General features: G+C 62.5%; 23 protein-coding genes and 1 tRNA gene. 19 read left to right on the forward strand and 5 right to left on the reverse strand.

Translation table 11 applies throughout. The annotated features are described in order from the left end of the window. Positions 1-158: 158 nt before the first annotated feature. Entirely contained in the window at positions 159-644 is a 486-nt protein-coding gene (locus AC07VF_RS04585; protein ID WP_282369874.1) for a Dps family protein, read from the forward strand. A 122-nt stretch (positions 645-766) separates the two neighbouring features. Here AC07VF_RS04585 and AC07VF_RS04590 read toward each other — a convergent pair whose 3' ends face one another. Further along, the gene (locus AC07VF_RS04590) at positions 767-2,197 is read right to left on the reverse strand and encodes a mechanosensitive ion channel domain-containing protein (protein ID WP_495008218.1); all 1,431 of its coding nucleotides are present in this window, start codon (positions 2,195-2,197) and stop codon (positions 767-769) included. Between the two features lie 235 nt (positions 2,198-2,432). Here AC07VF_RS04590 and AC07VF_RS04595 point away from each other — a divergent pair, with 235 nt between their 5' ends. From AC07VF_RS04595 to AC07VF_RS04610, 4 genes are all read left to right on the forward strand, one after another. Continuing rightward, positions 2,433-3,443, forward strand: coding sequence for an MBL fold metallo-hydrolase (locus AC07VF_RS04595; RefSeq protein WP_495008219.1), 1,011 nt, complete (start codon positions 2,433-2,435; stop codon positions 3,441-3,443). Positions 3,444-3,752: 309 nt separating this feature from the next. Beyond that, positions 3,753-5,279: an ATP-binding protein gene (locus AC07VF_RS04600; protein ID WP_495008220.1), complete on the forward strand. Its 1,527-nt coding sequence runs from the start codon at positions 3,753-3,755 to the stop codon at positions 5,277-5,279. A gap of 22 nt (positions 5,280-5,301) precedes the next feature. Further along, entirely contained in the window at positions 5,302-5,919 is a 618-nt protein-coding gene (locus AC07VF_RS04605; protein WP_282369867.1) for a response regulator transcription factor, read from the forward strand. Positions 5,920-6,114: 195 nt separating this feature from the next. Next, complete coding sequence (locus AC07VF_RS04610) at positions 6,115-8,400, forward strand: ATP-binding protein (RefSeq protein ID WP_495008221.1); 2,286 nt, start codon at positions 6,115-6,117, stop codon at positions 8,398-8,400. Between the two features lie 67 nt (positions 8,401-8,467). Here the strand turns inward: AC07VF_RS04610 and AC07VF_RS04615 are convergent, their stop codons facing one another. Continuing rightward, the gene (locus AC07VF_RS04615; RefSeq protein WP_346629911.1) at positions 8,468-9,112 is read right to left on the reverse strand and encodes a phosphohydrolase; all 645 of its coding nucleotides are present in this window, start codon (positions 9,110-9,112) and stop codon (positions 8,468-8,470) included. A gap of 225 nt (positions 9,113-9,337) precedes the next feature. Between AC07VF_RS04615 and AC07VF_RS04620 the strand changes: the two genes are divergently transcribed. The 3 genes from AC07VF_RS04620 to AC07VF_RS04630 all read left to right on the forward strand — a co-directional run bounded on the left by AC07VF_RS04620 (position 9,338) and on the right by AC07VF_RS04630 (position 11,397). After that, positions 9,338-9,760, forward strand: a complete 423-nt coding sequence (locus tag AC07VF_RS04620; protein ID WP_495008222.1) for a helix-turn-helix domain-containing protein — start codon at positions 9,338-9,340, stop codon at positions 9,758-9,760. Between the two features lie 133 nt (positions 9,761-9,893). Then, positions 9,894-10,814, forward strand: coding sequence for a LysR family transcriptional regulator (locus AC07VF_RS04625; protein ID WP_133771037.1), 921 nt, complete (start codon positions 9,894-9,896; stop codon positions 10,812-10,814). Positions 10,815-11,127: 313 nt separating this feature from the next. Further along, positions 11,128-11,397, forward strand: coding sequence for a hypothetical protein (locus tag AC07VF_RS04630; RefSeq protein ID WP_495008223.1), 270 nt, complete (start codon positions 11,128-11,130; stop codon positions 11,395-11,397). A 259-nt stretch (positions 11,398-11,656) separates the two neighbouring features. On the opposite strand, the gene AC07VF_RS04635 is transcribed toward AC07VF_RS04630, so the two are convergent. Further along, positions 11,657-11,800, reverse strand: a complete 144-nt coding sequence (locus AC07VF_RS04635; RefSeq protein ID WP_495008224.1) for a hypothetical protein — start codon at positions 11,798-11,800, stop codon at positions 11,657-11,659. A gap of 100 nt (positions 11,801-11,900) precedes the next feature. Here AC07VF_RS04635 and AC07VF_RS04640 point away from each other — a divergent pair, with 100 nt between their 5' ends. The 6 genes from AC07VF_RS04640 (at position 11,901) to AC07VF_RS04665 (ending at position 17,359) form a co-directional block, all read left to right on the forward strand. Beyond that, the gene (locus AC07VF_RS04640; protein ID WP_495008225.1) at positions 11,901-12,317 is read left to right on the forward strand and encodes a DoxX family protein; all 417 of its coding nucleotides are present in this window, start codon (positions 11,901-11,903) and stop codon (positions 12,315-12,317) included. After that, the gene (locus AC07VF_RS04645; RefSeq protein WP_495008226.1) at positions 12,310-12,939 is read left to right on the forward strand and encodes an antibiotic biosynthesis monooxygenase; all 630 of its coding nucleotides are present in this window, start codon (positions 12,310-12,312) and stop codon (positions 12,937-12,939) included. Before AC07VF_RS04640 ends, AC07VF_RS04645 begins: the two co-directional genes overlap by 8 nt. Before the next feature lie 145 nt (positions 12,940-13,084). Further along, complete coding sequence (locus AC07VF_RS04650) at positions 13,085-14,923, forward strand: amidohydrolase (RefSeq protein WP_495008277.1); 1,839 nt, start codon at positions 13,085-13,087, stop codon at positions 14,921-14,923. A gap of 126 nt (positions 14,924-15,049) precedes the next feature. After that, entirely contained in the window at positions 15,050-15,673 is a 624-nt protein-coding gene (gene ycaC, locus AC07VF_RS04655; protein WP_282373664.1) for an isochorismate family cysteine hydrolase YcaC, read from the forward strand. A gap of 158 nt (positions 15,674-15,831) precedes the next feature. Continuing rightward, positions 15,832-16,239: an SRPBCC family protein gene (locus AC07VF_RS04660; RefSeq protein ID WP_495008227.1), complete on the forward strand. Its 408-nt coding sequence runs from the start codon at positions 15,832-15,834 to the stop codon at positions 16,237-16,239. 433 nt (positions 16,240-16,672) lie between these two features. Next, entirely contained in the window at positions 16,673-17,359 is a 687-nt protein-coding gene (locus AC07VF_RS04665) for a dihydrofolate reductase family protein (protein WP_495008228.1), read from the forward strand. Between the two features lie 114 nt (positions 17,360-17,473). Here AC07VF_RS04665 and AC07VF_RS04670 read toward each other — a convergent pair. Both AC07VF_RS04670 and AC07VF_RS04675 read right to left on the reverse strand, forming a co-directional pair. Then, positions 17,474-17,549: transfer RNA gene (locus tag AC07VF_RS04670), tRNA-Asn, on the reverse strand. Positions 17,550-17,796: 247 nt separating this feature from the next. Continuing rightward, on the reverse strand, positions 17,797-19,854 hold the full coding sequence (locus AC07VF_RS04675) for a TonB-dependent siderophore receptor (protein ID WP_495008278.1): 2,058 nt from the start codon (positions 19,852-19,854) through the stop codon (positions 17,797-17,799). 357 nt (positions 19,855-20,211) lie between these two features. On the opposite strand from AC07VF_RS04675, the gene AC07VF_RS04680 reads away from it, so the two are divergent. The 5 genes from AC07VF_RS04680 to AC07VF_RS04700 all read left to right on the forward strand — a co-directional run bounded on the left by AC07VF_RS04680 (position 20,212) and on the right by AC07VF_RS04700 (position 23,859). Beyond that, entirely contained in the window at positions 20,212-20,616 is a 405-nt protein-coding gene (locus AC07VF_RS04680; protein ID WP_282373384.1) for an antitoxin Xre-like helix-turn-helix domain-containing protein, read from the forward strand. After that, a complete protein-coding gene (locus AC07VF_RS04685; protein WP_495008229.1) occupies positions 20,610-21,302 on the forward strand; it encodes an RES family NAD+ phosphorylase in 693 nt (230 codons plus the stop codon). Before AC07VF_RS04680 ends, AC07VF_RS04685 begins: the two co-directional genes overlap by 7 nt. A gap of 87 nt (positions 21,303-21,389) precedes the next feature. Continuing rightward, complete coding sequence (locus AC07VF_RS04690) at positions 21,390-21,821, forward strand: HhH-GDP family DNA glycosylase (RefSeq protein WP_495008230.1); 432 nt, start codon at positions 21,390-21,392, stop codon at positions 21,819-21,821. After that, complete coding sequence (locus AC07VF_RS04695) at positions 21,818-22,585, forward strand: DUF72 domain-containing protein (protein ID WP_495008231.1); 768 nt, start codon at positions 21,818-21,820, stop codon at positions 22,583-22,585. Before AC07VF_RS04690 ends, AC07VF_RS04695 begins: the two co-directional genes overlap by 4 nt. Before the next feature lie 149 nt (positions 22,586-22,734). Next, positions 22,735-23,859, forward strand: a complete 1,125-nt coding sequence (locus AC07VF_RS04700) for a GGDEF domain-containing protein (RefSeq protein WP_495008232.1) — start codon at positions 22,735-22,737, stop codon at positions 23,857-23,859. The last annotated feature ends 18 nt before the right edge of the window (positions 23,860-23,877 follow it).

Raw genomic sequence — 23,877 nt, forward strand, 5'->3', positions numbered from 1 at the left:
CGCCTGAACCGCCCGTTTGTGTCAACGCTGAATGTCTTGGGCCGAGGACGTTTCATAGGCCGCGTCGATGGCCGCGATTGCCATGGCTGATTTCCGTCCCTCGGTCGTCGCCACTAGAATCGACCCCTCAGCAATCAACAGACCTTAGGGAGCAATTCATGGCTATTGAAATCGGAATCAACGAGCAGGACCGTGCAGAGATCGTTGAAGGACTGTCGCGACTGCTTTCCGATACCTACGTGCTGTACCTGAAAACCCACAACTTTCACTGGAACGTCACCGGCCCGATGTTCCGCACGCTGCACCTGCTGTTCGAAGAGCAATACACCGAACTGGCGACGGCGGTGGACTCCATTGCCGAGCGCATCCGCGCCCTGGGCTTCCCGGCGCCGGGCACTTATTCCACCTATGCGCGGTTGTCGTCGATCAAGGAAGAGCCGGGCGTGCCCGCTGCGACCGACATGATCCAGCAACTGGTCGAAGGGCAGGAGGCAGTGGTACGCACTGCCCGCGAACTCTTCCCGCTGCTGGAGAAAGTCAGCGACGAGCCCACCGCCGACCTGCTGACCCAGCGCATGCAAGTCCACGAAAAAGCCGCCTGGATGCTGCGCTCGCTGCTGGAAGGTGACGGGTTCGTTGCCTGAAAGCCAATTCAATGTAGGACCGGCCTCAGCCGGGAAGGCGTCAGGTGTTACACCGCAACATTTATGGTGGACAAACCGGCCTCTTCCCGGCTAAAGCCGGTCCCACTGAATTCGCCATTCACTTAGCGCTTCTGCAACCACCCCAGAAAATTATTCTTCTTGATCACCACCGGCTTACGCATCAGCACATGCTGGGTCCCTTGCTGGCGCACCGCTTGCAGCTTGTTCAACGCCGTCACGATTTCAACCCGCTGTTCCATAGCCTGCCGCGTGGCGGCTTTGTCGATGCGGTAAACCACGCAGGAGGTGAGGGCGGTGAAGCGCGCTTGCGAAGGCGTATCCGCCAGCACACTCTGCTCACCCATGACTTCGCCGGGGCCCATGCGCCCGGCTTCCACCATCTCGTTGCCGTCCTTGACGCTCGCCGACACCACGCCCGTGGCAATCACCAGCAAGCCATCGGTGACCTCATCGACCTCGATAATCGTCTGCCCGGCGGTGTATTCCCGCGCGACCATAGTTTGCGCCAGCTGATTTTTCTCCTCGGCAGTGCTGGTGCGGAACACCTTGACCTCGTCCAGCAAGGCGCGCGGCCGGGACATCGCTTCGGCGGTGGTTTCCGATTGCCAGGCGATACCCGCGGCTTCCAGATGCCGATAGGCCAGATCGAACAGCAGATTGCGCACGTCGCTCTTGTTGTTCAGGTTGCTGATGAAACCGGTGATCACGTATTCGATGGTGGTCGGGCTGGTTTCCTTGACCACCGCGCGAGGCTTGGGCGTCTGCAGCAACGCGCTGCAACCCTGCAGCGCGCGCTCCAGGGCATCGAGCACCCGGCGCGGGCGAATGTGCGGCGACATCATGATGTTGATCGACACGCCATGAATATGGACCGGTCGGCTCAAATTGACGATCTTGGCCTTGGCCGCCACGGAGTTGGGGATGACCACCATGGTGCCGACGCCCGTCAGCAGGTGCGTGGCGCGCCAGTCGATGTCCATGACTTTGCCTTCCATGCCGTCGATGGAGATCGAATCGTCGACCTGATACGGCTTGGTGGTGTTGAGGATGATCCCGGAGAACACGTCGCTCAGCGTGCTCTGCAGGGCCAGGCCGACGATGATCGCCATAGCGCCGGACGTCGCCAGCAAGCCCTTGACCGGCAGCTGCAGCACATAGCCCGCTGCCGCTACGATGGCGATGAGGAAAATCACCGCACCGATGACCTCCTGCAACAGCCGACCGCTGTGTCCCACGCGACTGGTCAGCGCCAGCCCGAGTACCACGGTGAGGGTGCGTGCGGCGTACAGCCACCATACGATCGCCAGCGCGGTGGCGCCGAATTGCAGGGCGCTGTCGTCAGGCCAGGCCGGCGCTTCCAGCGGGCTCACGCCGGCGTTGATGATCACCAGGCTGTAGGCGACGAATGCCGCCAGCCGCGTGGCGATGCGTGCCAGCCGGTTGCGGTCGGCCAGCAAGTGCCAGGCCAGCACGTCGGCGAGCAGCAGTAGCAGGCTCCACGCCAGCGAGTAATGGGGAACGACGGTCGACATGGGAGATATCCGCAGGAAAAGTGCAGGGCTGAAGTGCAGGGGCCAAGTGCAGGGCAGGACCGACCCGCGCGAAGGCGCGCGCACAATGTAGGCACCGCTCTGATCGATGTCTATAACCGATGGGGCCTGGTGATCCTGCCAAGAAACACATGGCTTCCAGCACATTGCTTCAAGACCATTGCCCCTGAGCCGCGCAGTATCGGACGTCTCACGTTCTCCGATTCGAGGCATCCCCATGCGCGCATCCGTTCTTCCAATCGCCCGTTCCGTCGCTCTGGCGGGCTCCGTCGCTCTCGCAGCCGCTTTGTGCTCCGGCGTCGCGCTGGCTCAGGCGCCCGCCCAGCAGAAAACCCAGGTGCCCGGTTATTTCCGGCTGGCCGTCGGCGACTATGAAGTCACGGCACTGTTTGACGGCTACAACGACCTGTCGCCCAAGCTGCTCAAAGGCATGAAGCCCGACGCCATCCGCGCCTTGCTGGCCCGCCGCGCCATCGAAACACCGGGCATGCAGACGGCGTTCAACGCCTTTCTGGTCAACACCGGCGAGCACCTGATCCTTGTCGACACCGGCGCAGGCCAGTGCATCGGCGAGACGGCCGGCATGCTCTCGCAGAACATCAAGGCCGCCGGGTATCAGCCGGATCAGGTCGACACCGTGCTGCTCACGCACATGCACCTCGATCACGTCTGCGGCCTGGTCGACGCCGGCAAAAAGCCCGTGTTTGCCAACGCCACGGTCTATGCCGCCAAACCCGAAGCGGATTACTGGCTCGACCCGACCGCCATTGGCCGCGTGCCGGAACAGGCCAGGGCCTACTTCAAGATCGCCCAGGATTCCACCGCACCCTACGTCGCCGCTGGCCGGTTCAAGACCTTCACCCCAGGCCAGTCGCCGGTGCCGGAAGTCAGCACGGCGCTGGAAGCGGGGCATACGCCAGGCAGCACCACGTATCAGTTCAGCTCCAAAGGCCAGACCATCCTGTTCATCGGTGACCTGATCCACAGCCTCGCCGTGCAGTTCGATCACCCGGACGTCAGCATCGCCTTCGACGAGAACAGCCAGAAAGCCATCGCCAGCCGCGATCAGGTGTTCACTCAAGCGGCCAGCAAGAAGATCTGGGTCGCCGCCGCACACCTGCCATTCCCCGGCACCGGCCACATCGTCGCCATCGACAAACACTTCCAGTGGGTGCCGGTCGAGTACGGCCCGTATCAACGCGCGGCCCATGTGCCGTTGCTGGAATAGCTCGACGATCCAATAAAAACGCCCCGGTCTAAAAGCCGGGGCGTTTTTTATTGCGCGTTTTACTCGAGGCCAGGCACCGGCCACTGCGCGCAACCCTCCTGTTCAGTCATCACCGCTTGCAGCTTGCAGCTTGCCGCCTAACCCCACGGACACTATCCCTACAGCTAATATCGGTGTCTGGTTTTAACTGGTTAGATGAGCGCTTGTTAAAAATGGATAGCTGCGCTGAACGTCTCCGGGATTCAACCCCCGCCCGGACGATGGTCAGCGAATCAGGGCCTGCGACTCCACTTCCAAGGACAGCATGAAATGATAAGTCTCGGTCAGACGATGATTTCCCGCGAGCACAGAGACGTGTTCAAGGACGGCGTCGCCATGCGCATTGGCACCCGCGCCTTCGACATACTCGACCTGTTGCTGCGTCATCAAGGTCAGTTGGTCAGCAAGGAACTGATCCTTCAGAGTGTCTGGCCGGACACCGTGGTTGAAGAGAACAACCTGCAAGTGCATATCTCCGCGTTGCGCAAGGCGCTGGGCACCGACCGCGAGCAGATCCGCACCGTGCCCGGCCGCGGTTACGTGCTGCTGGGCGGGGATGGCGCACAGACCGACACCCGCGCCTCGGTTGTGCTTCAGGGCGTCAGCTGTCATCACCCACTGCCCGCCCGCGTCGCCTTGCTCGGGCGTCAGGCATTGCTGGATGAAGTGAGCAACACACTGGCGGAAGGCTGCGCGCTGGTCACGCTGATCGGCCCGGGCGGCGTCGGCAAGACCGCGCTGGCCGCCGAGTTGGGTCAGACGCTGCTGGAAGCCGGCACGACCCCCGTGTACTTCGTGCCGCTGGCGCAACTGCAATGCGCCGAACTGTTGCTGGAAGCATTTTCCAGCGCGGTCGGCGTGGACTGCAGCGGCGGCGACCCGGATTTGCAAGGGCTGATCCGCTATCTGCAGCAACAGCCGGGCCTGATCATTCTGGACAACTGCGAGCATCTGGTCGAAAGCGTCGCCAGCCTGCTGGAAGTCATCCTGCGTGGCGCGCCGGCGGTCCGCGCGATTGCCACCAGCCGCGAGCCGTTGCGCATTGCCGGCGAGCGCAGCCTGCAAGTGCCGCCCCTCGATATCCCTGAGCTGAACGCCTCCCCGGACACCATTTTGCGCAGTGCGTCGGCGCAATTGTTCCTGCGCCAATGGCGTGCGCTGGACAGCCATCTGGCGGCTGACGGCAACGCCGAGCTGGACGACTACAGCGTTGAGCTGGTGGGGGAAATCTGCCGTCGCCTCGACGGGATGCCGCTGGCACTGGAAATGGCCGCCGCCCGGGCCTGCGCGCTGGGGCTGTATCAACTGGTGGCGAGCCTGGATGGCAGCCTGCACCTGCTCTCGGCGTCGTTGCGCACTGCGCCGCCGCGTCAGCAAACGCTGCAGGCTTCCCTGGCCTGGAGCCTGCGTTTGCTCGGTCGCGAAGAGCGCACCGTGCTGCGGCGGCTGGCCGAGCTGGACGGTCGCTTCACCCTGGAACGTGCCTGCGATGCCTTGCAGCGCACCCGCTTGCCGCGCGCCTGCGTCATGGACTGCATCGTGCGGCTGGCGACCAAGTCGTTGCTGATGGTCAGCGCCCAGGGGCCATTCCGCTTCTACCGGATGCTCGGCACCACCCGCGCCTGCCTGCTGACGGCCAGTGCTCAGGACACCGTGACGCCGGAGCTGAGCGTGCCGCGCGTGCAGGATTGCGACGCACCTTCGGCGCTGGCGACCTTGCAAAGCATCAGGGCTGTGCCGGCCGGGCCCGACGGGTATCATGCGCGGCATCAGAGAGCACTGGCCGTTGGCAGTTGATGCAACCCTTTATGAGCCCGTCATGACTGTGAATCCCAAGGTCTATGTGGTGGACGATGACGCCGCCATCCGCACCTCTTTGCAGCGACTGTTGCATTCGGCGGACATCGTCTGCGAGGTGTTCGACAGCGCTCAGGCGTTTCTCGCCCAGCCCCTGAGCCAAGGCCCTCTCTGCCTGCTGCTGGACGTCAATCTGGCCCAGGGCACCGGCTTCGATCTGCAGCAGACCTTGCTGGATCGTGGCCAGACCTTTCCGATCATTTTCATGACCGGCTACGGCACCATCGCCATGTCCGTGCGCGCCATCAAGGCCGGCGCCCGCGAGTTCCTGACTAAACCCTTCGAGCCGGAGCAATTGCTGGATCTGGTGCGCGAAGCACTGACCAGCGACGCGACGAGCCTGGACGAGCGCTGCCTGACCGCAGGCGTCAAAGCGCGTTTCGCCAGCCTCACCCCGAGGGAACGGCAGGTCATGGCGCTGCTGATCACCGGCAAGATGAATAAACAGATTGCAGTGGAACTGGGCACCAGCGAAGTCACCGCCAAGGTCCACAAAAGGCACGTTTTGACCAAAATGAATGCGCGAAATGTGATCGAGCTGCTGAAGATGAGTGACCGGCTGGGCTGTCACGTGAACTGACCCCGGCGCATATGCGTTGTTTTTGCAGGACTGGCTTTAGCCGGGAAGAGGCCGGATTGAGCAACCTTAGACTGGCGGTGTGACGTCCGACGCCTTCGCGAGCAAGCTCGCTCCCACGGGTCGTGCAAACGGGACCGGCTTCAGCCGGGAATGGCCGGGACGGTGCCAGCAGCGGGATTCCAATAAAGGGGCTTCATGAGCAGCATTTTCAACGGGGCTTACACAGCGATCTCCAGCGCCGGGGCATTCGGGCCTCAGTGGCTTGAGCAGCTCGTCTGGCAGTTGCTGTTTGTCGATGGAGAACTCGCTCATTACCGGGTCACGCTGACGGAGGAAGAACGCCACTGGCGCATCGTGCGTCCCGCACCCGGCGCCGCGATTGCTGCGGTCCGCCGTCTTGAACACGAATTCTCACTGGCCCCCCGGCTGATGCCGCAATGGGCCGTGCAACCGGTGGCGTTGCTGTCGGGGCCGGACGGCACGCTGCTGGTGCTGGAGGATGCCAGCGGCGTGCCGTTGCATGATCAACCCGACGCGCCGCTGTCCATCGAGGGCTTTTTGCAGCGAGGAATTTCTGCCGCTGAGGCTCTGACAGGCGTTCATCAGGCAGGCCTGCTGCACCGCGATATCAAACCGTGCAACCTGATCGAAAGTGCCGAAGGTGAGGTGCGGCTCAGCGGTTTCGGCTTGAGTGTGGATGTGCAGTCGGCGCCGCAACTGCCGATGTCCGACACGCTTTGCGGCTCGCTCGGCTACATGGCCCCCGAACAGTCGCGCCGGGTGCAGCGTCAGGCCGACCCACGCAGCGACCTCTATTCGCTGGGCATGACGTTTTATGAATGGCTGGCCGGGCGATTGCCGTTCGAGGCCGCCGATGCAGTGGAGTGGGTGTATTGCCATGTCGCGCGCATCCCGCCGCCGCTGAGCCAGCACCGTGGTGACATCCCCGGGCCGCTGGCCGATCTTGTGCATCGGTTGATCGCTAAAAACCCGGATGACCGTTATCAAAGTGCCGCCGCGCTGCATCAGGCGCTAAGCGAGATGCACCAGCAGTGGCAGCAATTCCGGGACATTCCGGATCTGCAGTCCGACCTGCCAGACGGACGACATGGCGCGTCTGCCATCCCGCTCGGTCCGGGTCCGAACCTTGCGCCGGGGCTGGAGAACGTGTCGTCCCCGCGCACATCGATCACCTTGGCCGGACGCGACGCCCTTGATCTGTCCTCCGTCATGAAATCCGCCCACGCCCTGCGCGACGAAAGCGAGCAGGACCGCCTTATCGAGACCCTGCTGCGCAACACCATCGTCCATGCCGGTGCGCAACGGGCCTTGCTGTTGCTGGTGAAGGACGAGGCACCGGTGATTTGCGCAATCGGCCAGAGCAGCGACGACGGCTTGCGCATCGAGCTGACGGACACGGTCCCCGACAAACACCACCTGCCGCTGTCGATCCTCTACCGGGTGATGCGCACCCGTCAGCGCGTGGTGCTGGACGACGTCTGCGCCGATGCCTGTTTCAGTGCCGACGAATACCTGCGTCAGCATCCGGTGCGGTCGGCGTTGTGCGTGCCGCTGGTCAAACAGGGCGGGGTGCTCGGCGTGCTGTACCTGGAAAACAACCTCGCGCCGGGCGTGTTCACGGTCTGTCGCACCGAAGTGCTGGAGCTGCTCGCCAGCCAGGCGGCCATTTCCCTGGAAACCGCGCGCCTGCACCAGGCCCTGGAGCAGGAAAACGCGCGGCGTCGGGATGTGGAAATCGCCCTGCGCGGCGCCCGGGCCAGTCTGGCCAGCGTGGCCCACGCCACGGTGATGGGTGAACTGGCGGCGTCCATTGCCCACGAAATCAACCAGCCGCTGGCGTCGATGGTGTCCAACGCTGCCGCCGGGATCCGTTGGCTCAATCGCCAAAACCCGCAGGTGGACGAAGCCTTGTCGGGCCTGCGAGACATCGTGGCCGAGGGCCGGCGTGCCGGGGAAATCGTCAACGCGCTGCAAAGCCTGGCGCGGCAAGGGCCCCATCACCGGCGCAAGCTGCTGGTCAACGACGTGATTCGTCATGTGGTGGCGGTGACCGGCATAGAGGTCGAGCAACAGCGGGTCTTGATGACAACCCACCTGACCTGTTCACCGTTGCGGGTCTGCGCCTCCAGCGTGCAATTGCAGCAAGTGGTGCTGAACCTGATCCTCAACGCGCTGGACGCCATGAGCGCGGGGGATCACGTGCTGCGGCGGCTGTCGATCACCAGCGAAGTGGTGGGTCGCGATTACGTGGTGGTCAGCGTTGAAGACAGCGGGCGCGGGATCGACCCGGTGGACCTGCATCAGCTGTTCAACGCGTTTTTCACCACCAAGGACAAAGGCATGGGCATGGGGCTGGCGATCTGTCAGTCGATCATCAGTGCCCACGGCGGCCACCTCTACGCCATGCCGGCGCGCTACGGCGGTGCGACCTTCGTGTTTACCTTGCCGATCGCCGCGTAACGCCGACGGCTCATCGAGATGCACCCAGTCAATCGCACGTCTCAATCTTAAAGCCCAATCTCACCGCTCAGTACGGCCACGTCGAGGCCAGCAGACGTTCGCAGAAGCCGCCCGCGTTCAGGCGATGGGCATGAAACGCCAGCACGTCGGCGTTGGTCGTGCCCAGGGTCGTCTGCGGTCGATGCACCTGACCCAATGCCATCACATGCAGAAACTTGAATTTGAACCCCGGTTCGCGGGGGTACGCGCTCAACACCCGTGCCTGTGCGGCAGGGCTGAAGCACCGGCAATGGGCGCCGGTCAGGTCGGTTTCGACGCCGGCGCAGAGCAGGGCGGTCAACGGCGGCTTGTGCTGCGGGATGCCCGGCGTGGTATGCAGCGCGATAGCGTCCCAGACCTGGGCGATGTCATCCCACGAGCGCCCGTGCCCGCGCAGGAACTGGGCCGCGGCATTGGCGCTGTCGACTTCGAACCGTAGTTGCGACCGGGCGTACAGCCGGGTAATGCCGATGCGCAAAAACAGGGCGGCGGTGTACAAAAGATCGGCATCGACGCGCAGCCCGCGACTGTGCCCCAGCAGGCTGGCAAAGACGAACGTGCGCCAGGCCGCGTTCAGCAGCAGATCAGACTGGTGATCGCGCATCAGGTCGGTCGCCGCGCGGGCCATCGCGCCGTCGGGAATCACAATGCCAGCCACGTATCGGGTGGTCACATGCCGTCCCTCGCAGCAAACCGAACCGTTGGAGTGAACAGGGTAGTGTGCACGCCAAGTGCCGTCCTTGGTGGGGTCTTAAATGTTCTGAAGTGTGGCTCGGCGCACCGCAGCGATGCGCGTCGTCGTACGACTTTTCAGAACGTTTAATACCCCGAGAAGGACTTTAAGAACGCCGCGGTAGACACTTCATTCACCGCCAACTGTGAAGCTGGAGTGCCTGGCATGACTGCATTCAACCCCTCGCTGAACCCTGAATCCGTTCTCGAACGCGTCGCCCTGTCGCCCTGGCAGGAGCGTCGGGCCAAGGACTTGATGTCCAGCCAGATGGACAAGGGCCTGTCTATTGCCCGCATTGCCGCCGAATGTTCGCTGTCACGCAGTCATTTCTCCCGCGCATTCAAGAAGAACACCGGTCTCTCGCCCCGCGACTGGTTTTTGCAGATGCGCCTGGACAAGGCCCGGGCCTTGCTTGGCGAATCAGTGCTGACCATCTCCCAGATCAGCCTGGATTGTGGTTTCGCCGATCAGTCCCATTTCACCCGGGTGTTCACCCGCGTGGTGGGGCTGACCCCGTTCAGTTGGCGTCGCACCATGACCCTTATGTCCGCCAAGGGGTGCGCGGCGCGGAGCGTGCATGCCTGTTGAGGACGGCTATCCTTCCAGCTGCATCGGGCGGGTGGCAGCACCGATGTTCAAGACACCCCCTCGGCGCCTGTGTCTACCTGCGCCGGTCTGGCATCGTCAGGCCTCCCGAAAACGCCTACTCCGGAATCGCTGAATGAACCGCAACGACCTGCGCCGCGTCGACATGAACCTGCTGGTGATCTTCGAAGCGCTGATGTTCGAGCGCAACCTGACGCGGGTGGCGGAGAAGCTGTTCATGGGCCAGCCGGCGATCAGTGCGGCACTGGCGCGGCTGCGCGACCTGTTCGACGACCCTCTGCTGCTGCGCAACGGTCGCGCCATGGAGCCGACCGCCCGGGCGCTGGCGATTCTCAAAGAACTGCAGCCAGCCCTGGACACCATTTCCGGGGCGGTGAGTCGGGCCAAGGAGTTCGATCCGGCGACCAGCTGCGACATCTTCCGCATCGGCTTGTCGGACGACGCCGAATTCGGCCTGTTCCCGCCCTTGCTCAATCGCCTGCGTGAAGAAGCGCCGGGCATCATCGTGGTGGTGCGCCGGGCGAACTTCCTGCTGATGCCGGCGCTGCTGGCGTCGGGGGAGATTTCCGTGGGCATCAGCTACACCACCGAACTGCCGGCCAACGCCAAGCGCAAAAAGCTGCGGGACATCGGCGTCAAGGTCCTGCGCGGCGACAAACGCCCCGAGCCGTTGACGCTGGACGAGTTCTGCCAGCGGCCGCACACCATGGTGTCGTTCTCTGGCGATCTGAGCGGCAACATCGATATCGATCTGGCGAAAGTCGGGCGGGCGAGAAGGGTGGTGGTGGCGGTGCCGCAGTTCAGCGGTTTGCGGGCGTTGCTGGCGGGCACCGAGTTGATCGCGACCGTCCCCGATTACGCGGCCTGCGCGTTGATCGAAGGCTGCGCGTTGCGCGCGGAGGATCCGCCATTCCCGATCGCGCCGGCGGAGTTGTCGATGGTCTGGGCGGGTGTTCACGACAACGATCCGGCTGAGCGGTGGTTGCGTTCGCGGATTACCGAGTTCATGTCTCAGGAGACGCGGCCTTTGCCGTGAGGCGAGATCTTTAAGATCAAGATCAAGATCAAGATCAAGATCCTTAAGATCAAGGGCGTCTGCCTGGGGGCAGACTGTTTCGCCTTCGGCGAGTTACTTGGAAAAGCACCCCAAGTAACCAAGGGTGCCTGCTCCTGGTTGGGCCCGACTTCGTCGGGTTCCTTCACTCCGGTCCCGCTCCGTGGGCCCGCGCCGAACGGGCATCCATGCCCTGACGGCGCTCTCGCCGCATCCATGCGGCTCGGCCCACTGCGCGAGACCTGCGTTCAGCCTGCACCCAAGTCGCGATTTGTGGTGATTGGGCTTTTTGCGTATGAAGATCAAAGGCAAAGGCAAAGGCAAAGGCAACGGCAAAGGCAAAGGCAACGGCTTCCCGGCTGAAGCCGGTCCTACAGTCGAGGTCGCCGCCACTTTTACTGAATACACGCGCTGCTGTTTAGTGGGACCGGCTTTAGCCGGGAAGACGCCAGCCCAGGCGCCAACAATTTTGCTGATCTCACACCCATCCTGTGGGAGCGAGCTTGCTCGCGAATGCTCTATCAAAAACACCAGATATCCGGTGGATGTACCGACCGCTTCGTGAGCAAGCTCACTCCCACAAGTCCTTAGCGCTTGACCCGCCCTTGATCTGCTTTTGATCTTCAAACACAAAAATCCCAGACGACGCCAATCGCGACTTTGGTGCAGGCTGAACGGAGGTCTTGTGGAGTGGGCCGAGCGGCATGGATGCAGCGAGAGCCGCCCCCCGCCATGGATGGCGGATGGCGGCGGGCCCACGGAGCGAGACCGGAGTGAAGGAACCCTGAGGAACGAAGGGCCAAACCGAGAGCAAGCACCCTTGGTTACTTGGGGTGCTTTTCCAAGTAACTCGCCGAAGGCGAAACCGAGGCCGTTAGGCCGACGCCCTTGATCTTAAGGATCTTGATCTTGATCTTGATCTTGATCTTGATCTTGATCTTGATCTTGATCCGGATCCTCAAAAGCACGTCTGTTCAATACCCATCTCCTTCGCACCGCCACACTGATTTCATCGGCCACACACACCTGCACCTCAGGCGTCGTGGCCCACGAAATCAACGGTGTGTGATGACCTACTCAACCCTCAACGACCGCGCACAAGACCTCGGATTGCTCTTCCTCAGGTCCGCCGGCGCGCTGTTCCTGCTGTTCGTCCACGGCCTGCCCAAGCTCCTCGACTTCAACACCCAACTGACCCTCATCGAAGACCCGTTCCATCTAGGCGCGCCAATGACCCTGAGCATCGCCATCTTCGCCGAAGTCCTCTGCCCCCTGTTGATTCTGACCGGCGTAGTGGCGCGTCTGGCGTGTCTGCCTATTCTCATCCTGCTGCTTGTCGCGCTCGTCGTGGTGCACAGCGAGTGGAGCGTCGAACAGGGCCAATTCGGCTGGTTATTACTGATCATCTTCACCAGTGTGCTGATCGCCGGACCCGGTCGTCTGGCGCTCAACCATGGTTTGCCCGGAGCGCTTCGCTATGCCTGACTACGCCACGACCGCCGACATCGTCCCGACGTCGAAACTGTCCGCTGACGAGATCGTCACCCTGGTGGTCAAGCACCGGATCAAGGCCGGCTTCGAAGCCCAATACGAAGCCTGGCTGCGACGCATCATCGCCATGGCGGCAAGTTACCCCGGGCATCTGGGCGTCGACGTCATACGCGGCAAGGCCGACGGCCTGCACATGTTCACCTGCGTCCTGCGCTTCTGCTCGACCGACGCCATGCACAGCTGGCTCGACTCGTCCCATCGCCGCGAACTGGTGGCCGAAGCGTCGCCCATGCTGGCCGACGGCGATTTCACCGAGGTCAACCCGCACAACGAATTCTGGTTCGTTCCCGCCGCGGAAAACCCGCCGCCGCGCTGGAAACAGGCCTGCGTGACCTTCCTGGTGATCTGCCCGTTGACCCTGCTGGTGCCGCTGGTCTGGGGGCCGGTGTTTCGCCTGTACCCGCTGCTGGCCCATTACATCATCAGCACCGCACTGGTCACGGTGACCATCGTCCTGCTGGTGGTGTACGTGCTGATGCCCCGGGCGACGCGGCTGTTTGCTCCCTGGCTGAATGCCCGGCCGACGCCGGTGGCGGGCGCCGATCATGAAGGATGACGACGCCGATCAACCGTCTTCCAGCGACCGCCGCCGATTCGTCGCCAAGGGCTCGTTGCTCGGCGCGGCCGCCGCACTGATTTCTTCACTGCCTGCCACCGGCCTTGCCGTCGGGGCATCCAAATCTTCCACGAACGGAGGCGCAATGAACGTCGATCTGATTCTCTTCAATGGTAATTTCCACACGGTTGACCAGGAAAAACCCAAGGCCAGCGCCGTGGCCATCAGCGGCGGGAAATTCGTTGCCGTGGGCTCCGACGCCGAGATCATGGCCCAGCGCGGCCCGGCCACGCAGGTCATCGACATGCACAAGCGCACGGTGATTCCGGGCCTCAACGACTCGCACTTGCACCTGATTCGTGGCGGCCTGAACTACAACCTCGAACTGCGCTGGGAGGGTGTGCCGTCCCTGGCCGACGCGCTGCGCATGCTCAAGGCCCAGGCCGACCGCACGCCGACGCCGCAATGGGTCCGAGTGGTCGGGGGCTGGAACGAATTCCAGTTCGCCGAAAAACGCATGCCGACCCTTGAAGAACTCAACCAGGCGGCGCCCGACACCCCGGTGTTCGTCCTGCACTTGTACGACCGCGCGCTGCTCAACCGCGCCGCGCTACGTGTGGCCGGTTACACCCGTGACACGCCGAACCCGCCGGGTGGCGAGATCGTCCGCGATAGCAATGGCGATCCTACCGGCATGCTGGTGGCCAAGCCCAACGCGATGATCCTCTACTCGACTTTGGCCAAGGGGCCGAAGTTGCCGCTGGAGTACCAGGTCAACTCCACCCGCCAGTTCATGCGCGAGCTGAACCGTCTGGGCCTGACCAGCGCCATCGACGCCGGCGGCGGTTTTCAGAATTACCCGGACGATTACGCGGTCATCACGCAACTGGCCGAGGCCAGACAGCTGACCGTGCGCATCGCCTACAACCTGTTCACCCAGAAGCCCAAGGAAGAGCTGGAAGACTTCAAGCACTGGACCAACACCGTCACGCTGCACCAGGGCGATGACTTCCTGCGCCACAACGGCGCCGGCGAGATGCTGACCTTTTCGGCAGCAGACTTTGAAGACTTCCTTGAACCTCGCCCGGATTTGCCGACGGGTATGGAGCAGGACCTCGAGCCGGTAGTGCGCCATCTGGTCGAGCACCGCTGGCCGTTCCGCCTCCACGCCACCTATGACGAGTCCATTTCGCGCATGCTCGATGTGTTCGAAAAGGTCAACCGCGACATTCCGTTCAACGGCATTCCGTGGTTCTTCGACCACTGCGAAACCATCACGCCGAAGAACATCGAGCGGGTCAAGGCGCTGGGCGGCGGCATCGCCATCCAGGACCGCATGGCCTTCCAGGGCGAGTATTTCGTCGAGCGCTACGGTGCCAAGGCCGGCGAGCACACGCCACCGATCAAACGCATGCTGGCCGAAGGCGTGCCGGTGGGTGCCGGGACCGACGCCACCCGCGTGTCGAGCTATAACCCGTGGACATCCCTGTACTGGATGGTCAGCGGCCGCACCGTCGGCGGCCTGGAGCTGTACCCGGAAGGTTTGTCCCGGGAAACCGCGCTGGAACTGTTCACCCGCGGCAGCGCCTGGTTTTCCTCCGAGCAGGGCAAGAAAGGCCAGATCAAGGTCGGCCAGCTCGCGGACGTTGTGGCGTTGTCCCAGGACTTCTTCAGCGTGCCGGAGGAGTCGATCAAGTGGATCGAATCGGTGCTGACCATCGTCGACGGCCAGGTGGTGTACGGCTCCGGCGAGTTCGACGATCTGGCGCCGCCGAGCGTGCCGGTGCTGCCGGACTGGTCGCCGGTCTCCAAGGTCCCGGGCCACTGGCGCCAGGGCGCACCGATGGCCGCGGCGGTTCACCAGTGCAGCGGTCCCTGCGGCGTCCACGCCCACAGCCACGATAAAGCGCGCCAGTCGAAAGTACCGGTCAGCGACTTCCAGGGTTTCTGGGGCGCGTTTGGCTGTTCGTGCTTCGCTTTCTGACCGGCGCCTGAACAGGGCAATTGAAAAGAGCATGAAAGGCCTCGTCGGCACTGACCGGCGGGGCTCTCCGTCAGCGTGATGCGCTGGCCCTCGTACTCATCCGTCACCCACTCAATGGAGTCAATCATGACCGTTCCCTACAAGCGTCTGAACAAAGATGATGCCGTCGTTCTGCTGGTCGATCACCAGACCGGCCTGATCTCGCTGGTCCAGGACTTCACGCCGAACGAGTTCAAGAACAACGTGCTGGCCCTGGCCGACTGCGCCAAATTCTTCAAACTCCCGACCATCCTCACCACCAGCTTCGAGACCGGCCCGAACGGCCCACTGGTGCCCGAGCTCAAGGCGATGTTCCCGGACGCGCCGTACATCGCCCGTCCTGGCCAGATCAACGCCTGGGACAACGAAGACTTCGTCAAAGCGGTCAAGGCCACCGGCCGCAAGCAGATCATCATCGCCGGCGTCGTAACTGACGTTTGCGTGGCGTTCCCGACCCTGTGCGCGCTGGAAGAAGGCTTCGACGTGTTCGTGGTCACCGATGCGTCGGGCACCTTCAACGACGTGGTGCAAAAGGCCGCCTGGGCGCGCATGACTGCGGCCGGCGCGCAGTTGATGAACTGGTTCTCGGTGGCCTGCGAGCTGCAGGGCGACTGGCGCAACGACATGGAAGGCCTGGCGAACCTGCTGTCCCAGCGCATTCCGAACTACCGCAACCTGATGAATAGCTACTCGGCCTTCACCGCCAAGTAACACCCTGTGCGCCGCCTTTTTGCGGCGCACACCCTCCCGAATCAGCGGTAACCGTGACAAGATTGCTCGCGTTTACCGCCTATTAGAGTGGGCGCGGCCCGCCACGCCATCCAGCGCTGGCTGATCGGCCGCTGCCCCCCATTTCCGGAGAAAGCAACATGGCTCAAGCATCTGCATCCATTCACATCCCGGTATCGGCCGACAAGGTCTGGGCACTGACGGGCGGCTTCCTGTCCTTGAACCACTGGCTGCCGTTCATCAAGCAAAGCGAGGCACAGGAAGGCGGGCGCGTGCGTCACCTGACCACCGACGACGGCGCTGAAATCATCGAGCGCCTGCAGACCTACGATAATGCGGCGCGCACTTACAGCTATTCCATCGACAAGGGACCGTTTCCAATCAACGACTATCTGGCGACGTTCAAAGTCAAAGAAGATGGCGCCGACAGCACCTGGGTGGAATGGTCAGGTGTCTTTACGCCGGACGGTGTCACCGATGGTGAAGTCGAGGAATTGTTCAAGGGGATTTACGAGGGGGGGCTTGAGGCGCTGAAGGCCAATTTCTGATCCGTCAATACGAGCCATCGATGATTTAACCCGCCGATAATCGCGGGACCGCCAGGCCATTGCGGCCTGGCATTTCGGTGCCTTGCTTGAATCGTTGTTGCGTCACGCTTGAGTACAGCGCCTTAGTGATGCTCGGACACGGTCGCTGCATTGATCAGGTCGTACAGGGCGAACGCGCGGTTGACCAGGAAAACGGTCACGGCGGTGAGGGCGACGGCATTGATGATGTGCAGGGTCATGGGAGTAAGTCCGTGTCGGGTCTGGGATGACGCGATGTTACGCGAGCCCTGCCGAAGCTGAAGACAATAGGCTTCATGGTGTACATCACCGGCAATGATGGGCAGCAGGTTGTGAAGGGCAGGTCGAGTGACGGGGTGAACTATTTCCGCGTGATCCAGGTCGGCTCTACACACTTATCAGCCTGGAGCCTGCCATGCAGCCTTATGTCATTTGCCACATGATGTCCTCCCTCGACGGCCACGCCCTTACCGACGGCTGGGATCGCGCGTTCAAGAAAGACGCCGGTGATCTGTACGAAAAGCTCGCCCAGACGTTTGAGTTTGACGCCTGGATCTGCGGGCGCGTGACGATGCAGGAAATCGCCCACGACGAGGGCTATCCCAAAGGCCTCGCCACAGGCCCCATCGAGCGCAGCCATTATTTTGCCGACCGCAATGCCAAGGCCTACGCCGTGTCGATCGACCCTCAGGGCAAGGTCGGCTGGAAGAAAAATCAGGCGCTGGATTCCCACGTGGTCGAGGTGCTGACTGAAGGCGTGTCGGATGACTATCTGGCGTACCTGCAGTCGATTCAGGTGTCCTACATTTTTGCCGGGAAGACCGAGATTGATCTGCAGCAGGTCGTGCAGATCCTGTCGAGCGAACTGGGTTGCAAGCGCCTGATCGTCGAGGGTGGCCCCCATGTCAGCGGTTCCTTCGTCAACACCGGCCTAGTCGATGAAGTCAGCGTGCTGATCCTGCCGCTGATCGACGGGCGGGGCGAGCATCCGGCGTCGTTCGAGGTGTCGACCGAGGCGTGGAAACAACCAACGCATTTGAAACTGACGTCGGCGGAGGTGCAGGACGGCGGCGCGGTGTGGCTGCGCTACACCAAGGCCTGACGATAAGGGCGGAGCGGGGCTGATGCAGTCCCGCTTCAGGCAGGGAGCGCCCGGGAAAAGCGATCGGAAACGGAAAAGGCCAGCTAAGCGCTGGCCTTTTCGTTTACTTCTGTCTGGCTCCACGACCTGGACTCGAACCAGGGACCCAGTGATTAACAGTCACTTGCTCTACCAACTGAGCTATCGCGGAATGCGCGCTATCTTACTGATTGGAAAAGGGAAGTCAAGCGAGCGACTCAAAAAAATTCTCGGACGGATGCGTTCATCAAATGAAGTCATCCAGGATGTTGCCGCTGTTGAGCAACCTGTGGGAGCGAGCTTGCTCGCGAAGAGGCCAGTACATCCGCTAAATTTTCAGCGGCTGGAATGCCATCTTCGTGAGCAAGCTCACTCCCACAGGAGGGTGCACGGTTGCCAGCACCGGACAACTGCCCGGATCAGTACCGCCAGGTCAACGACGCCGTCAGATTGCGCGGTGCGCCATAGTTGCTCGCCGTGCCGCTGTACAGCGAGGTCAGGTATTTGCGGTCGGTGACGTTGTTGAAGTTCAGCGCCGTGCTCCAGTTGCTGTCGATGTCGTAGCTGGTCATCAGGTCGACCAGCGCGTAGGCGTTCTGGCGGATGACGCTGTAATTGTCGTTCTGAATCCCGCTCTGCCAGCTGACCCGGGTGCCGATTCGGGCTTGGGGCAGGCCGGGCAGTCGGTAGCTGGCCATGCCACGGAAGGCGTGGGTCGGTACATAACGACGGGCCTTGTCGCCGTCGTCGTTTTCGATGTGCACGTAGGTGTAGCCCGCCAGCAGGTCAAGGCCCGGCAGCGCTTCGCCCGACGCTTCCAGTTCGATGCCGTGGCTTTTGTAATCATCGGTGAAGTAGCGGAACTGCGAACCCACTTCAATGAAGTCTGCCGACTGGACGTTGCTCTGTTTGGTCTTGAACACGGCGGCGGTCAGGTTCAGGCGATCGTCCATGACGCTGCCTTTAACGCCGGCTTCCAGGCTCTTGCCTTCCAGCGGCGCGAGCACTTTACCGTCGACGCCGACCGTGCCGTACTGCGGATTGAAGATCTGCGTCCAGCTGGTGTACAGGCTCCACTGCGGGGTCAGGTCATAGACCAGGCCGGTGTAGGGCGTGACCTTGCCGTGCTCGCGCTGGGCGTGATCGGTGCCATAGCTCTCGCCCGTGCCGTCGACGCTGAGCATGCGCGCACCGGCGATCCAGTGCAGATCATCCGCCAAGCTGAAGCGGGCACCGGCGAACAGGCTTTTCTGCCGGTCCTCGAAGTTCTGGGTGTTGGTGATGTCACTGGTGTAGCCAAACTGCGGCGAAGGGGTATTGCCGGCGAGAATGCCCGCGAACGAGGTGTCGAAGTAGGTGCCCCCGCCAGCGTCGTATTCCCGGGCTTTCTGATGGGTGCGGCCGTAGGCGGCGCCGAAAGTCAGCTCATGGTCGCGGCCGAACAGGCTAAATGGCCCGGAGACCTTCGCTTCGCCCAGCAACTGATGGGCCTTGCTGCTGGTGTGGGCGGCGAACACCGAGGCGTCGTCATCGGTGACGCTCGCGACGTACAGCATGTTGGTGTCCTGGTATTCGGTAATGCCGGTGCCGGTCACCGTGGCATTCCAGCCGTTGCCGAAGTCATGCTTCCATTCGGCAAACGCGCGTTGGGTGTGCATGTTCCAGTAGGTCCACGGCTGGCCGACGTTGGACGAGCGGCTGCTGTAGTGGATCGGGTTGTTGTTGCTGTCGACCAGCGGCAGGTTGCCCCAGGTGCTGCCGTTGGAATCGCTGTTGTGCTGAGTGAAACCCACGGTCAGCGTGTCGGCGTCGGAAAGGTCGAAGGCGAGCAGGCCGGCGGCAACGTTCTTTTCGTGGCTGTAGCGGTCCATCCACGAGTTGCCCTTGTCGTGGGCATAGATGAAGCGGCCGCGGACGTTGCCGGTGTCGGTCAACGGCCCCGACACGTCGACATCAATGCGACGGTTGTCCCACGAGCCCACGCTGGTGTCGATCTGCGCCTGGAAATCCCGGGTCGGTCGCTTGCGGATGAAGTTGACCGTGGCCGACGGGTTGCCGGTGCCGCTCATCAAACCGTTCGCTCCGTGGAGCACGTCGATCTGCTCGAACTCGGCCATGTCCAGGTCACCGATCATGATCGTCTGGGCGAAGGGCATGCCCATGCCGTCGTACTCGAAACTGCCGATGTCGAACCCGCGGGAGGTGTACTCCGTGCGGTCACTTTCACTTTGCTCGACGGTCACCGACGGCGCCGAGCGCAGCGCGTCCTTGACCCCGTTCATTTTGAAATCGTTCATCTGAGCGCGGGTGATGGTGGTGATCGCCTGGGGCGTCTGCTTGTTGGTCAGCCCCAGCTTGGTGGTGCTCGAAGACGGCTTGCCCTGATAACCCACGCTTTGCCCGTCGTCCTGTGCGGCGGTGTCCTGGATCTGCATCGCCGGCAGCGTGACGTCGTCGGCTGCGTTGGCGGTAGACATGGCGGCAACGATACCGGCCAGGAGAAAGGTGGCGGGAAGGCGAGGGATCACAATGGAAATTCCTGAAGGCGCGGTGGGGAGCGCGATTCTGAATCAACATGCGAATCATTACCAGATGTGACTAAGCTGAATTTTCACCTTTTTTTCACTTTTGGAGGCTATGGAATGGGCCTCGGTGATCGTTTGCGCCCGGGAGGGTCTGATCGGACCTCGACTGTAGGACCGGCTTTAGCCGGGAACGCGTCAGATAACGCGCCGCACATCAACCCTGTCGAAACTTGACATTGCATCTATGGACGCAATTGAATTAGAGTTGCGTCCACAGACATTAAGCTGTAGCCATCAAGAGGTACGCCCATGACCACCGCCATTCCAGCGCGGCAACTTTCCAAATCCGAGTGCGTGGTCGGTTTGCGAGCGGCGTTGCGGGTGCTGGACAAGTGGAAGGCCTCCAGCGAGCAGGCCTGCCAGATCCTGCGTATTTCCCGAAGCACGTACACCCGCGCTCGCCAGGACGACGCGCAGTGGTCGGTGGCGCTGGATCAAGACCAAATGCAGCGAGTCAGCTTTGTGCTGAACATCCACGCCGCCCTCCGAACCCTCTTTGATAATCCCGACAACGCCTACGGTTTCCCGTCGATGGAAAACCACAACGAGTTCTTCAACGGCAGAAAGCCACTGGACGTTATGGCCCAGGGCGACATGATCTCGCTGTACGAAACCTTCCGCCGCATCGACACCCTCCGGGGCGCCCAATGGTGACGCCGGACGCGCTCCCCATACTCGCCGGTGAGACCCAGCAGGCCTATCGCCTGGTCAATTCCAAATTCCCGCCCATCGACCTGTTCAGCGACGTTGCCGATGCCGCCGAGTTCGAGACGCTGTACCGGATTCAGGCGCTGACCAATCCTCGCCTGCAGAACGAAATCGGCCGCATTGAGCTGATTCCCCTGGCCGAGATTCCGTTCGGCATTCCCGGAAGCTCTTATGCCGTCGCGCCGTTCACCCACGTCAATCCTGCGGGCTCGCGCTTCAGCAGCGGCGAGTTCGGCGTGCTGTACCTGGCCGACACCGTCGACACGGCCATCGCCGAAGTGCGCCACCATCAGAAGTTGTACTGGTCGCGGGTCGCGGCCCTGAAGTACGAGCGCTTTGTTTTCCGCTGCCTGAGTTGCAGTTTCAGCGAGGAGGGCAGTGTCGACGCCACCTCGATTCCGCTCTCCGACCCGATTTATGCACCTGACGACTACGCGCAGTCCCATGTGCTGGGCGGGGCGGCCAAGCAGGCGGGCGTGGCCGGCCTGCGCTATCACTCGGTGCGCTCGCCGGGCAATCACTGCTGGGCACTGCTGACCCCGCGCCACGTCACCTCCATTGTGCAGAGCGCCCATTACGAGATGATCTGGAGCGGCGAGGTCATCGGGATCAACCAGATATCCAACGCCTGAGGGGGCATCGATCCAGCCGCCACCCAAAACATCGAACTCATCTGCCCCTTGAGAAGTCACTCCAGCAATGGAAATCGAGGAGCGTTCATGGGCAAGAACATCACAGCGCAGGAGCTGGGCATCGACCTAGTGCAGGGCGGTGAAAAGGCGCTGTTCAAATGGCTGCTGGCCAGTTTTCTGATGGGCAAACGGATTCGGGCGCAGGCGGCGGTACAGACCTATCACGTCATCGTCGACAGGCACGGGCGCGACACGCCGGGCAAACTGGCCGCGTGCACTCACCGGGAGCTGGTGAGGATGCTGGGCGAGGGCGGTTATGCGCGTTACGACGAATCCACCGCCGTGCGCCTGCTGGCACTGGCGGCCAAGCTGATGGATGAATACGGCGGCACGGTCAGCGGCATGGCTGCCGCCAGCGCCGACCGTCGCGAGTTCGAAAAGCGCCTGCAGGACTTCAACGGCATCGGGCCGAAGACGGCAGAGATTTTCATGGGCGAAGCCGGGGAGGTGCTGTTTTGAACGATGCCATCTCAACCGCGCCTGGCAGAATCTTCGTGGGCTGCGCCGGGTGGAGTCTGGGCCGCGAGCACGCGCCGGCCTTTCCGGGCGACGGCACCCACTTGCAGCGCTACGCACGGCAATTCAACGCCGCGGAAATCAACAGCTCGTTCTACCGCCCCCATCGGCCGCAGACCTACGCCCGCTGGGCCGACTCAGTGCCGGAGGATTTTCGCTTTTCGGTGAAGATCCCCAAGCTTATTTCCCATGAACAACAGTTGCAGGGTAGCGGCCATGCGCTGGATGAGTTTCTCGGACAATGCAGTGAACTGGGCGAACGGCTCGGTTGCCTGCTGCTGCAGTTGCCGCCTTCGCTGACGTTCGATCCACTCGTAGCCGAAGGGTTTTTCATCCAGCTCCGCGAGCGCTTCGCGGGTCATATGGTCATAGAACCGCGTCATGAAAGCTGGCTCCAGGCCGAGCCAATGCTCACGCACTACCGCATTGCGCAAGCAACGGTTGACCCATCGAGGCTCAGCAATGACCGCCAACCGGCCGGCTGGCCGGGGTTGGGCTACTGGCGACTGCACGGCGCACCGCGCATCTATTACAGCGCCTATGAAGAAGATTTCCTGATGCGTCTGGCCGTCGAGCTGAAAGCCAAGGCGCTAAGCGGTGCGCCGACGTGGTGTATTTTCGATAACACCGCCAGCGGCGCCGCAACGGGCAATGCCCTGAGTTTGATTGAAATCCTCGGTCAACCGCCGTCCGCGCGTGAGGAGTAAGGCTGACGCCGTGGGGGTCGAACCGTCATTTTTCCGGCGAATTGCCGCATCCGCTGCGTGGCGCAGCAATTAGTTGGCGCGCGAGTTGTTTACTGTCATAGCACGATGCCACAATCCGACCCATCCAATGCCAGGGTCGGGCGAATTCGATGTACCTCCATGATTCTCAACCGGCGCGCGAGGCCCTGATACGGGCCCAGGTGCGCAACGATCGTTTGCAGTTGCTTTTCCGTCAGAGTTTTTTCTCGGTGTTCGGCAGCGCGCTGGCGGCTGTAATGCTCTCGTGGATCTGCTGGGAGCGCCTGGAACACTCCCTGATTCTCGGGTGGCTCGGGCTGCTGGGTGCCTCGACCACCTTGCGCCTGATCATGTTGACCGCCTATTTCCGGATGCCGGAAACCGCCCGCACCCCGGAGCGCTGGGAAACCACTTACTGGGTCACGCTGGTGTTGTCGGCCGGCATCTGGGGCAGCGGCGCGCTGGCGCTGATGCACGCCGGGGATTTATTGATCCAGACGCTGGTGCTGCTGTTCGCCGTTGGCATGTCGGTGAGCGCGGTGTCCTGTTATTCGGCGTACCGCTCGATGACCCTGGTGTCGATTGCACTGGTGCTCTTGCCGTGCTCGACCTGGCTGCTGTTTCAACCCCAGACCGCGCAGCAGGGTATGGCGGTTGCGTCGCTGATCTTTGCCGGATTTGTGGTCAGCGCGACGCGCAAATTGTGCCAGGCCATGGAACGGGCCTTTCGCCTGAGCCGCGAAATGGAACATGCCCATCGCATCGCCGACCACGCCGCGCAGACTGATGAACTGACCGGGGTGAAGAACCGCCGGGCTTTTTTCCATCAGGCCGAACGCGCGTACGACGCCTGCAAGCGCAGCCGGTTACCGCTGTGCGCGCTGATGCTGGACATCGATCATTTCAAACGCATCAACGACTGCCACGGCCATCAGGCCGGCGATGAAGTGTTGCGGCAGATCGGCCGGGTCATCTGCCAGTCCGTGCGGGAAGGCGACGTCTGCGGTCGGCTGGGCGGCGAGGAGTTCGCGCTGTTGCTCGCCAATACGTCCCTCGACGCGGCCCATGTCATCGCCGAGAAGCTGCGCCAGGCAATCGCCGACATCACCTGCCAGCACGACGAAGGCGTCACCGCCAGCCTCGGTGTCGCCGCGCTGAGCAACACCGGTCAGGACGTGCACGGGCTGCTGGGACTGGCGGACAAGGCGCTGTTCCGGGCCAAGGCATCCGGGCGCAACCAGACCGCGGTGGCCTGAACAGCGCCTCTGGCACCG

Source organism: Pseudomonas sp. GW821-FHT02H06, from assembly GCF_059421525.1.